Origin of the sequence: Kutzneria sp. 744 (assembly GCF_000568255.1) — a bacterium.
Lineage (GTDB): Bacteria > Actinomycetota > Actinomycetes > Mycobacteriales > Pseudonocardiaceae > Kutzneria.
Window position 1 is genome coordinate 2,208,123 of the sequence record NZ_KK037166.1, and the last position, 18,884, is coordinate 2,227,006.

Sequence of the window (18,884 nt, forward strand, 5' to 3'; positions counted from 1 at the left end):
CCGACCGGGTATCCGGGGCCCGTGGACGAGGTGAGATTCGGCCCCGAACTGCTCGACCGGCTGCTCAGACACCTGGTCGAGTGCGTGCCCGGCTGCGACGGAGCCGGGGTGAGCACCAACTCGCGCAGCCTGCGCGCCCTGGGCTCGGCCGTTGACCACGACGGCGAGCAGTGGCAGCGCGGCGAAGGCCCGGTCGTGGCCGCCGCGAGCGGCGAGGAGACCGTGGTCGAGGCGCTACCGGACGGCATCACGTGGGTCACCGCCGTGCCGGGCAGCTGGACCCACGACGGACCTTCGGTGCTGTCGGTGTACACCGACCACGAGCCCAAGGAGGACGACCTCCGGGTCATCGACCAGGTCGAGCCCCTGCTGGCCACCGCCGCGGCCGTCGTCGAGTTCTGCGCGGACGAGGTGCTGCGCGCCGACCAGATGGTGCAGATGGTGCAGACCCGTCGGCTCATCGAGCAGGCCAAGGGTTTGGTCATGGGCCGGGTCGGCGGCGACGCCGGGGCGGCGTTCCGCACGCTGGTGCGGGCCAGCCAGCACTTCAACGTCAAGCTACGCGATCTTGCCGCCGGGCTGGTCGAGGTGGTCGGCGGCGCGCCCGTCGGCGACCAGGAGCCGAACGCGGGCCCGACCACGGTGCCGCCGCCGCCCGCTGTGCGGGCCGCCCGGCTGACGTGGCAGGCTCTCGGATGATCATCGACGATCCCGGCTTGTGCGGCTCTCGGCCGCTCCGTACGGTGTCCAGCGCAGCGGTTGAGCAGCCAGCCGCCGCGTCTTCGTCGGTGACGATGCCCCGGCAGCTCCCATTCCGTGGACGTGAGGACAGTGGCCTGACCGTGACCGAGAACAGCAGCGCGCTCCCCATCGAGGTGGTGGTGGACCGGCCCGCCGAGGGCGTGGTCGTGGCCACCGTCAGCGGGGAGGTGGACATGCTCACCGCGCCGGCCCTGCGCGGCGTGGTGATGGCGGAGCTCGACGAATGCCACGTGTTGGTGATCGACCTGTCCGGGGTCGGCTTCCTCGGCTCGGCCGGGCTGGCCGTGCTGGTCGAGACCTCGCACGAGGCCCAGCGGCGACAGGTGGAGCTGCGCCTCGTCGCGGGCGGCCGGTCGGTGCGACGGCCGTTGGAGATCACCGGGCTCACTGAGGTGTTGACCACGTTTCCCAGCCGGGACGACGCGGTCGGCGCGCCCGGCTAGCAAAACAGGGGGAAGAATGGCCGAGGTAGACGTCGACCGCACCGAGGTGACAGGAGCGAGCACGAGCCCAGCACCACCACCAGCGAGAAGCCCGCGTCCGGGGCCGACGTGGAGGTGCGCATCGCCGCATCGCCCGCGCACCTCTCGGTCGTCCGGGCGGTCGCCGCCGACCTGGCGATGCGCGCCGACTTCACGTTGGACGCGATCTCCGATCTCAAGATGGCCGTGGACGAGGCCTGCTCGGAGCTGATCTCCCGCTCCGTGCCCGACGGGGAGCTGGTCTGCCGCTTCGCCGTCGAGTCCGACCAGATCCACTTCTCCGCCGAGTCCCGCACCGGCTCCACCCAGCCGCCCAGCCGGGAGAGCTTCGGCTGGCGGGTGCTGACCGCGCTCACCGACGCCGTCAACACCTGGGTCGTGCCCGGCCCCGACGGCGCCCACGTGCTGCGGTTCGATCTGTTGAAGAAGCGAGCCGACGACGTGGTGGGCCTGTGACCGAGCTTGCGAGGGAACCATTCAACACAGGGACCTGGGTCGCAGACCCGCCGAACGCCAGCGAGGTGGGCCTGTGACCCAGTCCTCAGAACGCGCGTCCAGTGACTACGCGCACCTGGATCCGGTGTTGGTCGAACTGGCCGAGACACCCGTCGGCGACCCCCGTCGGACCGAGCTGCGCGACCGCCTGGTCACCGAGTTCCTGCCGGTGGCCCAGCACATCGCCCGCCGCTTCGGGCAGCGCGGCGAGCCGCACGACGACCTCGTTCAGGTCGCCACCGTCGGCCTGATCAGCGCCATCGACCGCTTCGACCCCACACGCGGCAGCGACTTCCTGTCCTTCGCCGTGCCCACGATCATGGGCGAGGTGCGCCGGCACTTCCGTGACACCAGCTGGTCAGTGCGCGTGCCCCGGCGGCTCAAGGAGCTGCACCTGGCCATCACCGGCGCCACCAACGAGCTCTCCCAGCACCTGGGCCGCGCCCCCACACCCAGCGAGCTCGCCACCCATCTCGGCATCAGCAAGGACGAGGTGTACGAGGGCCTGGAGGCGTCCAACGCCTACCGCAGCTCCTCCCTCGACGAGCTCCTCGTCGGCACCGACAAGTCCGTGTCCCTGGGCGACGCCCTCGGCGACGACGACCCCGAGCTCATGGGCGTCGAGAACCGTGAGGCCCTGCAACCCCTTCTGCAGCAGCTGCCCGAGCGGGAGCGCACCATCATCCTGCTCCGCTTCTTCGGCAACCTCACCCAGACCCAGATCGCCGACCGCATCGGCATCTCCCAGATGCACGTCTCCCGGCTGCTGGCCCGCACCCTCGTCGACCTCCGCAAGGGCCTGCTCAGCGAATAACCCCCGCGAGTCACGCTCTCGGGCACACCGAAACACGGTTTCGGGCAGGGGTGCGGGCCGGGAGTGGGGTGGGCGGGGAACTCCCGTGAGTCCCGCTCTCGGGCCTTCTGGCTACCGCCTGACAGCGCCGATCATCAGGTCCCAGAAGCGGTCCACGTCCAGGCCGGTCGCCACCAGGGCATTGGGCTTGCGGCCGGTCACGCGGTCGAGGTCGACGACAGTGGCGCCACGCGTGTGGGTGCCGGTGAGCTCGATCTCGACGTTGAGCGGGCGGGCGGAGATGAGCGTGGGGTCGATGACGGCGGCGACGGCGACGGGGTCGTGCACGGGCGGGGCCTCGAAGCCGAAGTGCACGCGGTAGGTGTCGGTGAAGTAGGTCAGCAAGTCGTGGCAGATCTGGGCCAGCGGGGTGCCGATCTCGGTGATGCGCCGCAGGATCTGAGGCGTGGCCAGGGCTTGGTGGGTGACGTCGAGGCCGCACATGGTGATGGGCAGCCCGGAGCGGAAGACGAGGTCGGCGGCCTCGGGGTCGGCGAGGATGTTGAACTCGGCCAGCGGGGCCATGTTGCCGCGGCCGGTGGAGCCGCCCATTGATGCCGCGTGAAGCGTGAGCAAGTGGAGGTAGGGAAACGATGACTTCGTTTTTCGCTGTGCTAAGAAGCGGCATGTGTCCGACGGTTCGTTTGATAATTGCCTCACCGCGATTCCCACGGAGGGGCTGCGAGTTAACCGGTGCGTTTAAGGAAAGGGCATTCCTACTCGCTGACATAATAGGAGGGAAAATTCCGGGCTCTTTTATGATGACAATGGTTGAGGCTATGGTTCGGAGCGGCAGGAGGTACGTCACTACGGTCCATTACATTCTCAATGTATCTCCAACCGTCAACTTGCACACAGCACTTCTAAAGAATGGTTGTAGTGTTTTAACGATCAAAACCGTTGGTGAGCGGGCCGGTGGCGATGATCGTGGTCGGTTCCCGGAGCACGTCCGACGCCAACCGGAGCGCCGTCCGGGGGTCGACGTCGACGGTGGGCGGCGGGAAGTCGGGACCGTCGAGGCCGCTGACGCCATGGATCTCCTCTGCGTGCAAGGGATCCTGGGGCCGGCGGGGAACCCCCGCGAGTCACGCTCTCGGGCACCGGGGCGAGTTCCGCCCTCGGGCATTTACCAGCGTGGTTGCGTGAGTGGGTGGGCCCGAGGACGGGACTCGCCCGCCCGAGAGCGTGACTCGCGTTGCTGGGGGCGCGGCGTCATTGCTCCATGGTGTCACGGCTGTCCCGCCACGCCTCGTACTCGGCGCGGCTGTCGGAGGTGAGGGGGTAGTAGTCGCTGAGGGTCGCCCCCTGGTCGATCCTCATGCGGCTGAACACCTCCCACTCCTCGTGGTCGCCGGCGTGCCGGGCGAGGCCCTCGGCGCTGCGCTGGGGCACGACGACGGCGCCGTCGTCATCGGCGACGACGACGTCGCCGGGCAGGCACAGGACGCCGCCGACGGCGACGGGAACGTCGTAGGCCCAAGGGAAGAGCTCGGACTGCGAGGCGTAGTGCGGGGTCACGCCGGTGCACCAGATGGGCACGCCGAGCTTGCGCACGCGAGGGGCGTCGCGGATGCGGCCGTCGACGATGATGCCGGCGCCGCCGCGGCGTTTGAAGTAGCGGACGAGCATGTCGCCGAGGCAGCCGGTGTACGCGGAGCCGTAGGCCTGCACGACAAGGACATCGCCGGGCTGCACGGTTTCCAGCACGGCCCACAGCGCGGTGGTCCGCTCGACGTACTCCTGGGCGACGCCGCTGGCGATGTCCTCCCGCTGGGGCATGAACTGGAGTGTCACGCTGGAACCGACGATCCGCTGTCCGGGGCTCAAGGGCTTGGGGCCCTGGACGAAGGTGCGGGTGATGCCGTCCTTGTGCAGCTGGGCGCAGGCGGTCGCGCTGCTCACGGGCGCGAGGGCGGCCATGACCTCGGGGTCGGCGCGGTGGTAGCCGGGGCCGCGCACCGGCAGGGGCCAGCTCATTGCAGTCCTCTCGTTTGATGGCGGGGCCGCCGGCCGAATCGCTTAAACCGCAACCGCATGCGGATACGGGTGCGCGGCGGCAGGTCCACCAGCAGGGATTCGTCGACGGGCACGGTGACGCCGTCGGCCGACAGCTCGGTCAACGGGTGTTCGCCGTAGCCGCCGCCGGTGAGGCGCAGAAGTTGTTGCATGGCGCCGAGATTGACCACCTGCACGGTGACGGTCGAGCCGTCGAGGTGCTCGACCAGCACGGCGACGCCGTCGGGCAGGCCGGGCCGGTCGCGGAGGTGGTCGTCCCAGCGGAGTTGGGTGTACGGGAGGCCGCCGTTGTACAGCATCTGCGGCGCCCCGGCGACGAGCTGGGTCAGCACCTCGGTGACAACAGGATTGAGGCCCTGCCACCAGTGGATGTCGTCGTCCGGCGGCGGCGTCGGGTGTTCCTCCATGAGCCGGAGTTGGTGGCGCACTTGACGAAGCGCCATCTCCAGGGCTTCCTCCGGCCAGTCCGGGTTGTCGCCGAGCAGGTAGGTCAGCCACGGCGGCTCATGGCCGCCTTCCTCCTTCTCACGGAAATCCCTAACGGTCTCCCAGTCGTAGCCGGAGTCGGCTACGAGGTAGTCGATCAGGCTGCGGTCCTCGGCGCTGCGGGTCAGCCACCACAGCCAGGCCGGGTAAGCCGGCGGCAACGGCTGAAAGTCGAACCACCCGCTGTCGTCCCGCCGGTACGGCACCAGCAGCAGGCGCTCGTCAACGCCGTCGCCCAGCCGATCCCGCCAGTGGTCGAGGAAGGTGGCATCGCCGGGATCCATGGCCGCCCGCCGAGCATGACCCAAGATCTTGTGGATCATGTTGCGCGGCAGGGAAAGCGGGGCGTCCTTGCCGCTGACCACGACCGCGTTGGCCGCCCCGATGAGGGCCGGCGCCAGCACGCTGTACAGGCCGTGCGGCCAGGTCCAGCCGTAGTGGCCGCCGTACCACCGGCCGTCGTGCATCTCGCCGACGGCGCCGCCGGGGCCGACGTTGTCGGCCAGCAGGCCGTCGACGGTCCGCTCGGACCAGGCGTCTACATAGGACTTGACGAAGGTGGAGTAGCGGAGATCATGGTCGTACAGCCAGGCATTGGTGACCAGCGAGGTGCTGGCCAGGTTCAGCGGCACGTCGCCGACGCCGAGGCGCTCGTTCATGGCGTCGGCCATGCGTTGCGCCAGCAGGGGTTGCGCGAGGTCGGCCCAGTCGAGGATGCCGCGAACGTCCCGCAGCGGCAGGCCGTACTTGCGCATTCCGGTGTTGGCGGCCGAGAACGGCCGGTCCTCGCCGAGCCCAGGGCGCGGGCCGAGGGCCCCCACGTGCGGCGCGCGCATCATCCGCCGCTGCCCGTCGTAGTTGTGCACCGGCGAGTCCGGCAGGAACAGGTCGGCGAACCGCAGGGCCCGCGACCGGAAGTACTCCGGATCGGCCGCGCACAGCGTGTAGAAGAACAGCAGCGACTCGCCCTGGTGGAACCAGTCGTAGCCGTCCTCGAACTCGTTGGTCAGCAGCCCGCGGTCGGTCAGCTGCGCGGTCACGCCGTGCCAGTGCCGCTTGCACGCGTCGAGCAGGTCGTCGGCCCCGCCGAGCAGATAGAGCATGGGCCAGTTGAAGAACGGTTCGTAGAAATCGTCAACGCCGTCACGGCCGAAGGTCCGCCCGGCGTAGACCAGCGAGCCGTCGGGCGCGCAGTACAGCTGCTCGAACCGCCGCCAGCCCTCGTCCATCAGCGCGAACAGCTCGCGCTGCAACAGCGCCCAGCGCGGCGGCTGGACCACCGGCGTCGTCGCCGTCACGGTGGTGGCGCTCATCCCTTCGTCGCTCCCGTCGTCAGGCCGGAGACGATGTTCCGTTGCAGGAACACGAAGAACGCCATCACCGGCACCACCGCCACCAGCAGGTTCGGGTACACCACGGTGAAGTCGGTGGAGTACTTGCCGATCGCCGCGTACACGCTGGTCGTCACGGTGTAGAGGCTCGACGCCGGCCCGAGGATGATCTGCGGGTTCACGAAGTCGGTCCACACGCCGATGGTGTGCAGCACGATCGCCGTCACCACCGCCGGCTTCATCAGCGGGAAGATGATGCGCCAGAACGTGGTGAGCGGCCCCGCGCCGTCCATCCGCGCCGCCTCGTCCAACTCCCGCGGCACCGTCTTGATGTACGACACGTAGAGGAACATCGAGATCGGCAGCGTCAGCGTGGTCTCGAACAGCAGGAATCCCGGCACCGTGCCCATCAAGCCCAGCGTCTTGAGCACGTAGATCACCGGAATCACCAGCACCTGCCCCGGAATGAACATGCCGACCAGGAACAGCACCAGCAGCGCCCGGTGCCCGACCTTCGTACCCCGGGCGATCACGTACGCCGCCGGTCCGCTCACCAGCAGCGAGAGCAGGTTCACGCCCACCGCGAACAACGCCGTCACGGTGTAGGCCTTGATGAGCGAGAAGTCCGGCGAGTTCAGCGCGTTGACCAGGTACTCGACCGACAGCCGCGGCAGCGGGATGCCGAACGGGTCCTGGGTGATGTCCTGCTGCGACTTGAAGGAGTTGACCACCAGCAGGTACGCCGGCACCACCATCAGGAACACCACGGGCAGGAGCACGAGGCGACGGGTGAGGTTCATGCCGCCACCGCCCGCTCCGCGCGCTGCCGCAACGCGGTCACGCCCAGGGCCAGCGCCCCGATCACCACCATCAGCGTGATCGCCTGCGCCGCCCCGTAACCCAACTGGTTGCTACGGAAGGAACTCGACAGGATCAGGAACGCGAAGGTGCTGGTCCGCCCGGCCGGGCCGCCGCCGGTCAGCGCCAACACGATCTCGTACACCCTGAGCAGCCCCACCAGCACCAGCACGATGTTCACGGTCACCGACGGCGCCAGCACGGGCCAGGTCACGGCCCGGAAGGTCTGCCACCGGCTCGCACCGTCCACAGTGGCCGCTTCGAGCAGACTGGCCGGCACGGTCTGCAAGCCGGCCAGATACAGCACCACGTTCACACCGAACTGGGACCACACCACGACGAACGTGATGCTGCCGACCGCCCACGCGGGGTCGGACAGGAACGGCAACGGGATCAGCGCGTTGGCGATGGCCCCGTCGGCGCCGAGGATGGCCGACCACAGGAAGCCGATGATGATCGGCCCGACCACGTACGGGTAGAACACCACGGCCCGCAACAGGCTGGTGAAACGGTTGCGGCGGTTGAGCAACAGCGCCAACCCGAGGCCGGCGGCGTTGCAGCCGACGGTGCCGACGACGGTGATCACGGCGGTCACCACGGCGGCGTGCTGAACGTCCACATCAGACAGCAGCCGCTCGTAGTTGGCCCAGCCCACCGGACCGGGAGTGGGGCTGAGCCCGTCCCAGTCGGTGAAGCTGAGGTAGCCAGCGATGGCGATGGGCACCAGCATGAACACCGACAGCAGCGCCAACGCCGGCGCCAGCATCAACGCCCGCTGCGCGCTACTTCGCATTGGCGGTGTACCAGTCGTCCAGGGCGGAGATCACCTTCGGCGACGTCTCCCCCACGTACAGGCCCTGCACCAGCTTGTTGACCTCGTCGCCGAAACCGGTGGGCGCGGAGTTGTCGCCCTGCCCGGCCGAGGCCACCACGGTGGTCTTGGCGTCGGCCACGATCTTGCCGATCTCCTTGTTCAGCGCCGAGGCCTGGTAGTCGAAGCCGGTGCGGAAGTTGCCCTCGGCGGCCAGCTCGGCCGTGACCGCGGTCTTGTCGCTGACCAGGTACTTCACCAGGTCCAGCGCGGCCGCCTGGTTCTTCGAGGACTTCAGGATCGACCACGGGATCGACGGGCCGCCGGCCAGCGGCGCGGGCGAGCCGTCGAAGGTCGGCATCGGGAACACGTCGGCGTCAAAAGGAAGCTTCGCACTGTCCAGAGTGGGCACGAGCCAGCTGCCCATGATGTACGTGCCGGACTTGCCGGCCACGAACTGGTCGATGGAGTCCTGGTACTTCAGGCCCATGGCGTTGGCCGGCGTCAGCCCCTGGGTGACCCAGCCCTGGTACACGTCCAGCACCTTGGTCCAGTTGCTGTCGGCGAAGGTGACGGACTTCTTGTCCCGCTGGGCGAACCAGTCCGGCTTCGTGTTGAGCACGTTGGGGTTGGCCATCATCTGCACCTGCGCCCCGGTGACCCAGTCGCCCGCGGTCTGCGTCGGCACGTAGCCGGCGGCCTTGAGCTTGACCAGGTCGGCGGTGAACTCGTCGAACGTCCTGGGCGGCGCGGAGATGCCGGCCTTGCCGAACGCGGTCTTGTTGTAGAAGACGACGGACTGCACCTGGGTGCCGCTGCCGGCCTGCCAGATCTTGCCGCCGACCTTGGACTGCACGGCGTAGGGCGCGTCGGTGACCCACGAGTCGTCCGGCAGCTCGCTCAGCTGCGGCACGATCGCCGTGGACAGGCTGCCGGTGACGAGGTCGGGCGCGGAGCCGGCGGCCAGCTCCTGCTGGAGCGTCGCGCTGACGTCGGCGGCGGTCGGGGCCTCGATCGTCACGGTGACGCCCGGATGCGCCTTCTCGTACGGGGCCACGAGGTTCGCGTAGAACTGCTTGGTCAGCACCGGCGAGATGTTGACCAGCACCCGCAGCTTGGCCGAGGTGGTGGAGCCGGACTCGCCCGACTGCTGGAAGCCGCCGCCGCACGCGCCCGCCCCGACCAGGACGATCGACAGCAGGGTGGCGACCGCCGGCACACCGCGGTGTGTGCGTCTCATGGGACACCTTCAATCGTCTATCGATTAGCGATGCCCCATCGAAAGACGGTGAGCGCCGCCCGTCAAGCCCCCGTGACGGAGCCGTTACCCGCGCTCAGCCGTCCTGGTTGGGACGGCCCGGCCGCTCCATGCCGGCCGCGTGATCATGGAACGCCGCCGCCGCGCGGCCCCGGTTCCCGCTGGCCAGCAGCTCGATGAGGTCCTGGTGGGACTCGGCCATCTCGGCCCAGCTGCCGGTGAAACCGGGGTCGCCGACCACCCGCAGGCTCAGCAGCCGCGACTCCATCACGTCCCACAGGCGGGGCAGGTAGACGTTGCCCGACAGCTCGACCACCGTGCGGTGAAAGCCCATGTCGGCGGCCCGGAACGCCGCTAAGTCCTCGGATTCGGCCGCCTTGCGCATGCCGTCGACGAAGCCCTCCAGCCGCCGCCGGGCGGCCGCGTCGAAGTGGGTCACGGCCTCGCGGGCCGCCGCCTCCTCCAGCATCGCGCGCACCTCGCGGGCGTCGTCGACGTCGTCGGTGGAGATCTGCGTGACGTAGCTGCCGCGGCGCGGCATCGAGGTGATCAGACCCTCGTGGGCCAGGCGTTTCACCGCCTCGCGAACCGGCGCCTGGCTGACCCCGAGGCGGCGGGCGATCTCGGACTCGACGATGCGGTCTCCCGGCGCGAGCGTGCCGTCCAGGATCGACCGGCGCACCACCTCGTAGGCCTGGTCGGACAGCAGCACCCGCGGCAGCGCCTCGTCGGGCATCGAGGCCATCTCGCCTCCCCCTGATCGTCGGTACGAGATCAAACGATAACCGATAGCGACCGGCCGGACCCCGCCACGGCGGTCTACCTGGGCAGAGTCCGGCGGCCGAGCATTGACGGCGGCCACCGGCCCTGGTTAGGGTCCGCCCACTAATCGATTACCGATTGGATCGGCAATGACGCCCTCGAGGTCGGGACTGGTGTCCCTGGTCGCCGCCACCCTGCTGCTCGGCGGCGCGACCGCCGTCGCGGCGCCGGCCCAGCACGGCCGCACCTTCTACGTGAGCACCACCGGCGCGGACAGCAACGCCGGCAGCTCGGCCAAGCCCTTCCAGCACATCCAGAAGTGCGCCACCGTGCTGACCGCCGGCGACACCTGCGTGGTCGCCGCCGGCACGTACCGAGAGACCGTGACCCCGGCCAACAGCGGCACCGCCAACGCCCCCGTCACCTACACCGCCGCCCCCGGCGCGACCGTCACCGTCGACGGCACCGACCCGGTCACCGGCTGGACCCAGGTCACCCCGGCCGACCTGGCCACGCTGGCCGCCACCGACGGCCACCTCCCCGGCTCCCCCTTCGCCTCGGGCGTCAACGCCGGCCACATCTACCGGGCGCCGGTCACGCTCGACCCGAAACTGCCCGGCAACCAGGTCTTCGTCGACGGCGCGCTGAGCGCCCAGGCGGCGCTGGTCTACCCGGGCAACAACCCCATGCGGCCGATCATGGGCACGGCCCAGGGCGGCACCAGCAACAGCATCTCCGACAGCGCCCTCACCCAGCCCGACGGCTACTGGATCGGCGCACGGCTGACCGCCCGCAACTGGTTCATCACCGAGACCGAGACCGTCACGGCCTCGTCGCCCGGCAGCGTCACCGCCGCCGGCTGGCACGGTTGCGTCGGCCTCGCCCCCAACGGCGTCGAGACGTACTCGCTCAGCGGCCGCCTGGAACTGCTCGGCCACTCCGGCGAATGGTTCTACAGCAACGGTTCCCTCTACCTGTGGACCCTGGACGGCGACTCCCCGACCGGCCACGCGGTGGAGGCCAAGCAGCGCAACCTGGGCTTCGACCTGTCCGGCAAGTCCTACACCACGCTGAAGAACCTCGGCGTGCGCGGCACCGCTGTGCAGACCTCGGCCACCTCCACCCATGACGTCATCGACGGCCTGACCGGCCGCTACCTGTCGGCGTACGACGACATCGCGCCGGACCCGAACATGGTGGAGAACCCCGATGACTGCGCCTTCCTGACCGCCGGCGAGAGCACCTCCGGCGTGATGCTCATGGGCACCGACAACACCATGCGCAACAGCATGATCGACTGGAGCGCCGGCAACGGGGTGGTGGTCGGCGGCTCGCACAACACCGTCACCGGCAACACCATCCTGCACACCGACTACATGGGCAGCTACGCCTCCGGCATCAACATCACCGGTCCACATGAGACGGTCACGCACAACACGGTGGCCGGTGTCGGCCGCACCCCGGTCAACATCGACGACAAGATGGCCAGCCAGACCGTGCCCGGCGAGCAGATCTCGTACAACGACCTGTCCGACTGGAACAACCTGGTCAACGACGGCGGCGCGATCTACGTGTGCTGCCACAACAATCTGGCCACCACGGTGATCGACCACAACCTGCTGCACGACCCGGCGATCACGCCCAACAACAACCTGACGCCCGGCATCTACCTGGACAACGGCGCGTACAACGCGACCGTGCTGGACAACGTGGCCTGGAACAACAACTACGGCGTCGTCCTGTTCAACGGGGACTCGTCCACGGGCAACAAGGTCTTCAACAACACCGAGGGCACCGACCCGAAGGTGATCTCCCTGTTCGGCGGCACCTACTCCGACAGCGAGTTCGCCAACAACATCGGCGACGTCGACGCGCACGCCGGCATCACCGAGTCCAACAACATCCCGTACTCCACGGATCCGTTGTTCACCAACGCTTCCGCCCATGACTACTCGCTCCAGGCCGGGTCCCCGGCCCGTAACGCCGGTGTGGTCCGGCCGCCGGCCACCGACGGCTACCGCGACCGCAAGCCCAGCGCCGGCGCCTACCAGTACGGCGCTCCGAAGTGGTCGGCGGGGGCCGGCGGCGACCAGACCACCGTCCAGGCCGAGCGCTACGCCAACAACAGCGGCGTGTCACGGCATTCCGCCGGCACCGGTGTTGTCCTCGGCGGTTTCATACAGCTTTAAGATAGGCACGAGTGACCTTCTTTTGAGCTGCGGCGCTTCACCGAAGCCGATCAGAGGGTCACTTGCACACCCTTGTCTATATAACAGTGCCTGAGAGGCGTGAGCGCTCGGCCTCTTTGGCTCTATAGCCAAAATCGAAAGTCAGTTCGCTTCATCTTTAATCAAAGGGGGCCCACGTACACCGCCGTCGACTTCGGCCAGGGCCGCACCTGGTTCCACGGCAGCGTCGGCGAGGACCCGAACTACGCCGGCCGCCAGTTCCAGATCCGGCTGGACAGCCTCACCGGGCCGGTGCTCGGCACCATCACCGTCATGAACACCGGCGGTTTCGACACCTACACCGACCAGTCCGTCCCCATCGCCCCCACCGCCGGCAAGCATGACGTCTACCTGGTGGCGCTCGGCTCCTCGCCGGGCGTGGCGAACCTGGACTTCTTCACCTTCTCCTGAGCCGTGACAGGGGGGTCCTTTATCATGCTCCGGCCATGCGCGACGCGAGGTCCTTGCGGTAGATGTTGGCCTGGTACACGACGGTGAAGCCCAGCCGCTCGTACAGGGCGAAGGCCTTGGTCGGGCTGTTCGTGTTCACGCCGAGCCCGACGGATTTCCGCCCCAGCCGGACATTGGCGGCAATCGCGGTGGCCAGCAGCGCCGCCGCCAGTCCGTGACGGCGGTGGTCGGGGTGGACGCCGAGCCACTTCACCCAGCCCTCGCCCGTGATCTCGGACGGCTCCGACCCCAACAGCACGCCGCCCAGCTCACCGGATTTTGCTTCTGCCACAAGGCATTCCGCGAGGACCAGGCTGGGGGTCGCGGCGTAGTCGTGCTTGTCGCCGAAGGCCGCGCGCAGCACGTCACCGCCGGCCGCCAGCTCCTCGGGCCGCATCGGGCGCACGGTGTAGCCGGGCACCGGGCCGGGCGGCTGCTCGTCGCCGTCCAGCGGCCGGGCCATGCGCGCCTGGAGGTGATCGAACTCGAAGCCGGCGTCGGTGAGCACGCCGATGTACTGCTCCTCGGTCTGCAACGCGCCGGCCTTGGCCACCGTCTTGCCGTTGGCCCGCTCGACCACCCGGTCCAGCAGCAGGTCGATCAGAAAAGCCTGCACCGCCGGGCCTTCGCCGGGCCGGGCGTAGGCGTCGCAGAACGGTCCCGACGGGTAGAGCTGCCCCCAGCCGACCAGCCGCCCGTCGGAGTTGCGCACCAGCCACGAGTCGGCGTTCGGGTCGATGCCGGGCCCGGTCAGCGCCTCGACGACCTCGCTGCGCTCGTAGTCCCGGTGGCCGAGGTAGACGTCCTCGGTGGCGTGCACCAGGTCCAGGATCTCGTCGACCTCGGCCACCGTGGGTCGTTCGGTCCGATAGCCGTCGGGAAGTCGCATCGGGCCAGTGAAACCGGCAATTCCGGCCCCGTCCACCGATTAACCCGTCAGGGCAGCTGCGGTCGCCCGAACGCGCCGGTGTCGGCCCGCAGCCGGGCCGCGTCCTGGCCGGGCGGGGCGCCGAACAGCTCCCGGTACTCGCGGCTGAACTGGGTCGGGCTGTCGTAGCCGACGAGGTGCCCGACGCCGGCGACGTCGCCGGGCCGCGCGACCAACAGCGCCCGGGCCTCCTGGAGACGGATGATCTTGCGGTACTGGATCGGGCTCATCGTCGTCACGGACCGGAAGTGCCGGTGGAACGCCGACTCGCTCATGCCGGCCAGCCGGGCCAGGTCGGCGACCCGGATCGGCTCGGCGTAGTTCTCCCGGATCCAGCGGATGGCCCGCCCGACAAGGGAGAGCCCGCTGTCGGCCAGCCCGATCTGCCGGATCAGCGGGCCGTGCGGGCCGGTCAGCAGCCGCCAGAGGATCTCCTGCTCGTACAGCGGGGCCAGCACCCGCGCGTCGGCCGGACTGTCGAGCAGCCGCAGCATTCTCAGCACGGCGTCGAGCAGCGTCGGTTCCGCCTTGCCGGTGGTGATGGCCGGCGCGGGACGACGGTCGGCCGGGGCGGTGAGCAGCAGCGGGGCGATGACCTCCGGCCGCAGCGTCAGGCCGACGCCCAGGGCCGGCCTGTCCTTGCTGATGTCGAAGAAGTGCCCGCTGACCGGCACCTCGGCGCTGACCACCAGGCAGTCGCCCGTGCGGTACTCGTGCACCTCCTCGCCGAGCAGCAGGCGCTTGCCTCCCTGCGCCAGCACGACCAGCAGCGGCTCGGTCAGGGAGTGGTGCTCCTCGGTGCTGTCCACACTGGACACCCGCAGCCCGGGGATCGGGCTTTCCATGTCCGGCCGGGCATGCCGGGCGATCAAGTCCCGGATCTCGTCAATCGCCATGCCACCATGGCAGCATTCCCGGCCCGCGGTGGCAACCCGATCGAGGCGAAGTCGGCAGGATCGGGCAAGAGCCGGGTCGGATCGGCCTACCGCCCGGGGGTCGTCGGGAGTTGAGATGGAACGGTCACAGCAGCGATCCATCGGGAGCCTCACATGCCGCTCGACCACTACGTCACCCTCGGCCGCTCCGGGCTGCGGGTCAGCCCCTTCGCCCTGGGCGCGATGACCTTCGGCACCGATCCCGGCTCGTCCGGCTGCGACGTCGACGAGGCCGAGAAGATCCTGTCCACCTACCTGGAGCACGGCGGGAACTTCATCGACACCGCCAACTTCTACGCCAACGGCCACTCCGAGAAGATCCTCGGCGACTACTTCGCGGCCCGCCCTGGCCGTCGCCAGCGCGTCGTGCTGGCCTCGAAGTTCTTCGGCAACATGTATCCCGGCGACCCCAACGGCGGCGGGGCCGGCCGGGCGTCGATCATCGCGCAGCTGCACGAGAGCCTGCGGCGGCTGAACACCGACTACCTCGACCTGTACTGGATGCACAACTGGGACCGGCACACGCCGATCGAGGAGACCATGCGCGCGCTGGACGACCTCGTGGCCGCCGGCAAGATCCGGTACATCGGCTTCTCCAACACACCGGCCTGGGTCACCGCCCAGGCGCAGACCATGGCGCTGCTGCGCGCGTGGTCGCCGATCATCGCGTTGCAGGTCGAGTACTCCCTGCTGGCCCGGACCGTCGAGGGCGAGCTGGCGCCGCTGGCCCTGGACCAGGGCATGGCGCTGACGCCGTGGAGCCCGCTGAAGAACGGCTTCCTGTCCGGGAAGTACCGGCGTGGGGCCATGGTCGCCGACTCCGAGCGCATCGCCTACATCGACGGTCCCACCGACGAGGAGTTCGACGTCATCGAGGCCGTCCGCGCGGTGGCCGAGGACCTCGACACCACGTCCGCCGCCGTGTCGCTGGCCTGGCTCCGTGCCCGTCGTGGCACCGTCGTGCCGATCATCGGCGCGCGGCGGCTGGAGCACCTCACCGACAACCTGGCCGGGCTGGACATCGCCCTGTCGCCGGAGCAACTCCGTGCGCTGGACGAGGTTTCCGAGCCGGTGCTCGACTACCCGGCCCCCATGCACGGCGCCCCGCAGGCCATGCTCCAGTTCGCCGGTACCACTGTGGACGGTGTCGAGTCCACTGTGTACCCGCCGCTGTTGGCCTCGGACGTGCGCTACTAACCCGCCGGGTAGAACAGGAACAGCGTGCAGCCGGTGGCGGTCGAGGGCACGTGCCACGATCCGGCCGGGGCATGCAGGAACGTCCCGGCCGGGTAGTCCCGTGCCCCGTCGTTGAACGTGCCGGCGACCACGAAGACCTCCTCCGGGCCGGGCTCGTGGACGTCTCTGCGGGGCCACGACGTGCCGGGGTCCATCTCCAGCACATTCGCGTGCGCGCCGGTCGGCCCCGTCCACAGTGGACGCAGCCGGATGCCGGGGAAGAGCTCGCGGGCGGGGGATTCCTTGACGTCGACGGCGAAGTAGCCCTCCTGGGCGAGGATCTCGGGATGCATACGTCCACGGTGCCGCCCGGGGCCGGGGCGGACCAGTGTCGAGAAAGACACCATGGGGTACTTTTCTGCCATGCATCGCGTGGTGGCCCTGGCGCGGCCGGTGCAGTCGACGTTCGAACTCGGCTGCGCCGCCGAGGTCTTCGGCACGGCCCGAGCCGGGGTGCCACAGCACTACGAGTTCGACGTCTGCACCGAGAACCCCGGCCTCGTGCCGACATCGGCCGGGTACGCGATGTCCGTGTCGCTGGGCCTGTCGGCGCTCACGTCCGCGGACACCGTCGTCATCCCCGGTTGGGCGCCGGTGGAGGCTCCGCTGTCGGCGCGAGTGCGCCGCGCGCTGCTGCGGGCCCATGATCGCGGGGCTCGGCTGGTCACTATCTGCTCCGGCGTGTTCGCGTTGGCCCGTACCGGTTTGTTGGATGGCCGCTCGGCCACCACGCATTGGGCACGGGCCGAGCAGTTGCAACGGGAGTTCCCCCTGGTGCAGGTGGAATCGGACGCGCTGTACGTGGACCACGGCGACGTGGCCACCAGCGCCGGGGCGGGGGCGGGCATCGATCTGTGTCTGCACCTCGTACGCAAGGATCATGGTGCCGGATACGCTGCCCTTCTCGCGCGGCACATGGTGATGCCGCCCCACCGTGACGGCGGTCAGGTTCAGTACGCGCCACCCGTACCACCCGAAGACGCGTTGGACGGCTTGGTCGACTGGGCCGGCGCGCGTCTCGGGACTTCGTTGTCCGTCGGCGATCTGGCCGCGTACCTCAGCGTCTCGCCACGCACGCTGGCCCGGCGCTTCGCCGAGCAACTGGGCACGAGCCCGGGCGCGTGGCTGCTGTCCCGCCGGGTCGCCGCCGCCCGCGCCCTGCTGGAGGACACGGACCTGTCGGTGGAGGTGATCGCGGCTCGCGTCGGTCTCGTCTCGGCGGTCAACCTGCGCCGCCGTTTCCGGGCCCTGGTCGGTACTTCCCCCGGCGCCTACCGTCGAGCGTTCCGCGGCTGATACCGGCCGTCGAGGTAAGCGTTTGCCACCTGGGCGTCGATGTCGTCGGGCACCGGCACCACGCAGCTCGCGGCGTCGACCCGGCCGGTGGCCACGGCTTCGAGGCAGCGGGCTTGCAGGGCGAAGCCGAGGTCCATCGACTCGATGGAGTTGCCGAGGGCACGCGGGCCCGCGAGGTTGAACATGTGGCCGCGGGCGACGAGGTGGATCCGACGGCCGTCCGCGAGCTTGATCGTCGCCAGGTCGTCCTGGTACTCGCGGACGGTGGTGGCCGCCCGGAGGAGCCCGTCGGCGTCGATCTCGACCGGGAAGTGCCCGGCGTTGGCCAGGATCACGCCGTCACGCAGCAGCGGCAGATCGGCGGCGGTGATCAGGTGCCGGGCACCCGTGACGGTGATGATCACGTCGGCGTCGGCGACGGCCTGGTCGCGGGGTGGCGTGTCGAAGCCGTCCAGGTGCGCCCGCAGCCGCGTAACCGGGTCGATCTCGACCACGGAGACTTTGGCGTGCGCGCCCCGGAAGTTGTCCGCCACGCCGCGGCCGCAGGCGCCATAGCCGAAAACCGTCACCCGTTGGCCGTTGGTGGCGCGATTCGTCAGGCGTAGCAACGATTCCAGCGTGCTCTGGCCGACCGCGTGCTCGTTCTCGGCGAACTGCTTGATCGGGCTGTCGTTGATCACCAGGATCGGCCGGTTCAGCCGCTGCCGCACCGGGTTCAGCCGCATACGCCCCGACGTGGTCTCTTCGGTGCCGCCCAGCAGGCCCGGGTACGGGTCGTCGAGGTACTGGGCGAACAAGTCGCCGCCGTTGTCCAGGATCAGGTCGGGCCGGGCGGCCAGGATCTGCCGCTGGTAGCCACGGTGCTCGTGCTGGTCCTTGGTCGGCTCGCCGATCACCGTGACACCCTCGGTCCGCAAGACCTCCACCGCCTCGGGCTGGGTGCTGTTCAGATTGCCGGTGGCCACCACCTCCGCGCCGCCCGCGCGCAGGGTCGTCAGCAGGGCGACGGTCTTGGCCTCGATGTGGATGCCAGTGCCGATCACCAGCCGCTCGAACGGGCAGGTCCGCTCGAACTCCTCCCGAATCCCTTGCAGCAGCCGGCAGTGCTCTCGCGTCCAGTCGATCCGGGTGGCCGTCATGGCGGGTCCTCACACTGTGTGTGCGTTATCATGGGTACTACGTAGTACGCGGCAAGCTAGCACGAGTCGTCAAGGGAGGGTTGGCCAATGACCAGGCGCAGGTCCGTGACCAGCGTCGACGTGGCCCGGGCCGCCGGCGTCTCGCAGACCACGGTGTCGCTCGTGTTCTCCGGCCGGGCCGCCGGGCGGGTGTCCGAGCGCACCCGGGCCCTCGTCGAGCAGACCGCCGCCACCCTCGGCTACGTGCCCTCCGGGCCCGCCCGCGTCCTCCGCGGCGGCCGGCCCCAGGTCCTCGCCCTGGCCGTGCCCGACGTGCGCAACCCGTACTTCGCCCGCGTGCTCCTCGGCGCCGAGCAGGCCGCCCGGGAGTCCGACATGGCCGTGCTGCTCGTCGACCCGCCTCCGACCCCGACTGGGCGTCCCGGCTCGTCGCCATGAGCAAGATCGGCATGTTCGCCGGCGCCGTCGTCTACGCCGAGCCCGCCCCCGTCACCGCCCGCCTGGCCGCCGACCTCGACTCCGTCGTCTTCATCGAGTGCCCCGACCCCGCCGGCCGCT

The 18,884-nt window shown here is 69.5% G+C and carries 21 protein-coding genes; 9 read left to right on the forward strand and 12 right to left on the reverse strand.

Features of this window, described 5'->3' with window-relative positions:
• Window positions 1-21 precede the first annotated feature (21 nt).
• The 4 genes from KUTG_RS53200 (at window position 22) to KUTG_RS09805 (ending at window position 2,553) form a co-directional block, all read left to right on the forward strand.
• Window positions 22-699: an ANTAR domain-containing protein gene (locus KUTG_RS53200; RefSeq protein ID WP_052394280.1), complete on the forward strand. Its 678-nt coding sequence runs from the start codon at window positions 22-24 to the stop codon at window positions 697-699.
• Window positions 700-842: 143 nt separating this feature from the next.
• On the forward strand, window positions 843-1,205 hold the full coding sequence (locus KUTG_RS09795; RefSeq protein WP_232240736.1) for an STAS domain-containing protein: 363 nt from the start codon (window positions 843-845) through the stop codon (window positions 1,203-1,205).
• Window positions 1,206-1,319: 114 nt separating this feature from the next.
• Window positions 1,320-1,700: an ATP-binding protein gene (locus KUTG_RS09800; RefSeq protein WP_232240737.1), complete on the forward strand. Its 381-nt coding sequence runs from the start codon at window positions 1,320-1,322 to the stop codon at window positions 1,698-1,700.
• A gap of 73 nt (window positions 1,701-1,773) precedes the next feature.
• Window positions 1,774-2,553 carry a SigB/SigF/SigG family RNA polymerase sigma factor gene (locus tag KUTG_RS09805; RefSeq protein WP_043716441.1) on the forward strand — a complete coding sequence of 260 codons (780 nt, stop codon included), beginning with the start codon at window positions 1,774-1,776 and terminating at the stop codon, window positions 2,551-2,553.
• Between the two features lie 111 nt (window positions 2,554-2,664).
• On the opposite strand, the gene KUTG_RS09810 is transcribed toward KUTG_RS09805, so the two are convergent.
• The 8 genes from KUTG_RS09810 to KUTG_RS09840 all read right to left on the reverse strand — a co-directional run bounded on the left by KUTG_RS09810 (window position 2,665) and on the right by KUTG_RS09840 (window position 10,097).
• Window positions 2,665-3,144 (reverse strand): nucleoside hydrolase, encoded by a 480-nt coding sequence (locus KUTG_RS09810; protein ID WP_043716442.1) that lies wholly within the window; start codon window positions 3,142-3,144, stop codon window positions 2,665-2,667.
• A 332-nt stretch (window positions 3,145-3,476) separates the two neighbouring features.
• Entirely contained in the window at window positions 3,477-3,644 is a 168-nt protein-coding gene (locus tag KUTG_RS58230) for a hypothetical protein (RefSeq protein ID WP_157494439.1), read from the reverse strand.
• 160 nt (window positions 3,645-3,804) lie between these two features.
• The gene (locus KUTG_RS09815; RefSeq protein ID WP_043716443.1) at window positions 3,805-4,569 is read right to left on the reverse strand and encodes an RraA family protein; all 765 of its coding nucleotides are present in this window, start codon (window positions 4,567-4,569) and stop codon (window positions 3,805-3,807) included.
• Window positions 4,566-6,407 (reverse strand): hypothetical protein, encoded by a 1,842-nt coding sequence (locus tag KUTG_RS09820; RefSeq protein WP_043716444.1) that lies wholly within the window; start codon window positions 6,405-6,407, stop codon window positions 4,566-4,568. Before KUTG_RS09820 ends, KUTG_RS09815 begins: the two co-directional genes overlap by 4 nt.
• Window positions 6,404-7,225, reverse strand: coding sequence for a carbohydrate ABC transporter permease (locus tag KUTG_RS09825; RefSeq protein ID WP_043716446.1), 822 nt, complete (start codon window positions 7,223-7,225; stop codon window positions 6,404-6,406). The genes KUTG_RS09820 and KUTG_RS09825 overlap by 4 nt, the downstream gene beginning before the upstream one ends.
• Window positions 7,222-8,076 carry a carbohydrate ABC transporter permease gene (locus KUTG_RS09830; protein WP_043716447.1) on the reverse strand — a complete coding sequence of 285 codons (855 nt, stop codon included), beginning with the start codon at window positions 8,074-8,076 and terminating at the stop codon, window positions 7,222-7,224. Before KUTG_RS09830 ends, KUTG_RS09825 begins: the two co-directional genes overlap by 4 nt.
• Window positions 8,066-9,334, reverse strand: a complete 1,269-nt coding sequence (locus tag KUTG_RS09835; protein ID WP_043716449.1) for an ABC transporter substrate-binding protein — start codon at window positions 9,332-9,334, stop codon at window positions 8,066-8,068. Before KUTG_RS09835 ends, KUTG_RS09830 begins: the two co-directional genes overlap by 11 nt.
• Window positions 9,335-9,428: 94 nt before the next feature.
• Window positions 9,429-10,097 carry a GntR family transcriptional regulator gene (locus tag KUTG_RS09840; RefSeq protein WP_043716450.1) on the reverse strand — a complete coding sequence of 223 codons (669 nt, stop codon included), beginning with the start codon at window positions 10,095-10,097 and terminating at the stop codon, window positions 9,429-9,431.
• Between the two features lie 190 nt (window positions 10,098-10,287).
• Between KUTG_RS09840 and KUTG_RS09845 the strand changes: the two genes are divergently transcribed.
• A complete protein-coding gene (locus tag KUTG_RS09845) occupies window positions 10,288-12,303 on the forward strand; it encodes a right-handed parallel beta-helix repeat-containing protein (protein ID WP_052394282.1) in 2,016 nt (671 codons plus the stop codon).
• A gap of 99 nt (window positions 12,304-12,402) precedes the next feature.
• Window positions 12,403-12,753, forward strand: a complete 351-nt coding sequence (locus tag KUTG_RS09850; protein WP_043716452.1) for a carbohydrate-binding protein — start codon at window positions 12,403-12,405, stop codon at window positions 12,751-12,753.
• A 22-nt stretch (window positions 12,754-12,775) separates the two neighbouring features.
• Here the strand turns inward: KUTG_RS09850 and KUTG_RS09855 are convergent, their stop codons facing one another.
• Both KUTG_RS09855 and KUTG_RS09860 read right to left on the reverse strand, forming a co-directional pair.
• Window positions 12,776-13,681, reverse strand: a complete 906-nt coding sequence (locus KUTG_RS09855) for a GNAT family N-acetyltransferase (RefSeq protein WP_043716454.1) — start codon at window positions 13,679-13,681, stop codon at window positions 12,776-12,778.
• A gap of 47 nt (window positions 13,682-13,728) precedes the next feature.
• Entirely contained in the window at window positions 13,729-14,616 is an 888-nt protein-coding gene (locus KUTG_RS09860; protein WP_043716455.1) for an AraC family transcriptional regulator, read from the reverse strand.
• Window positions 14,617-14,769: 153 nt separating this feature from the next.
• Here KUTG_RS09860 and KUTG_RS09865 point away from each other — a divergent pair, with 153 nt between their 5' ends.
• On the forward strand, window positions 14,770-15,852 hold the full coding sequence (locus KUTG_RS09865) for an aldo/keto reductase (RefSeq protein ID WP_043716456.1): 1,083 nt from the start codon (window positions 14,770-14,772) through the stop codon (window positions 15,850-15,852).
• Here KUTG_RS09865 and KUTG_RS09870 read toward each other — a convergent pair.
• Window positions 15,849-16,184: a cupin domain-containing protein gene (locus KUTG_RS09870; RefSeq protein ID WP_043716458.1), complete on the reverse strand. Its 336-nt coding sequence runs from the start codon at window positions 16,182-16,184 to the stop codon at window positions 15,849-15,851. The genes KUTG_RS09865 and KUTG_RS09870 overlap by 4 nt on opposite strands.
• A gap of 70 nt (window positions 16,185-16,254) precedes the next feature.
• Between KUTG_RS09870 and KUTG_RS09875 the strand changes: the two genes are divergently transcribed.
• Entirely contained in the window at window positions 16,255-17,187 is a 933-nt protein-coding gene (locus KUTG_RS09875; protein WP_043716460.1) for a GlxA family transcriptional regulator, read from the forward strand.
• Here KUTG_RS09875 and KUTG_RS09880 read toward each other — a convergent pair.
• Window positions 17,163-18,326 carry an adenosylhomocysteinase gene (locus KUTG_RS09880; protein WP_043716462.1) on the reverse strand — a complete coding sequence of 388 codons (1,164 nt, stop codon included), beginning with the start codon at window positions 18,324-18,326 and terminating at the stop codon, window positions 17,163-17,165. The two genes, KUTG_RS09875 and KUTG_RS09880, sit on opposite strands and share 25 nt — an antisense overlap.
• Window positions 18,327-18,413: 87 nt before the next feature.
• On the opposite strand from KUTG_RS09880, the gene KUTG_RS09885 reads away from it, so the two are divergent.
• Complete coding sequence (locus KUTG_RS09885) at window positions 18,414-18,764, forward strand: LacI family DNA-binding transcriptional regulator (RefSeq protein ID WP_084579120.1); 351 nt, start codon at window positions 18,414-18,416, stop codon at window positions 18,762-18,764.
• Window positions 18,765-18,884: the final 120 nt, after the last annotated feature.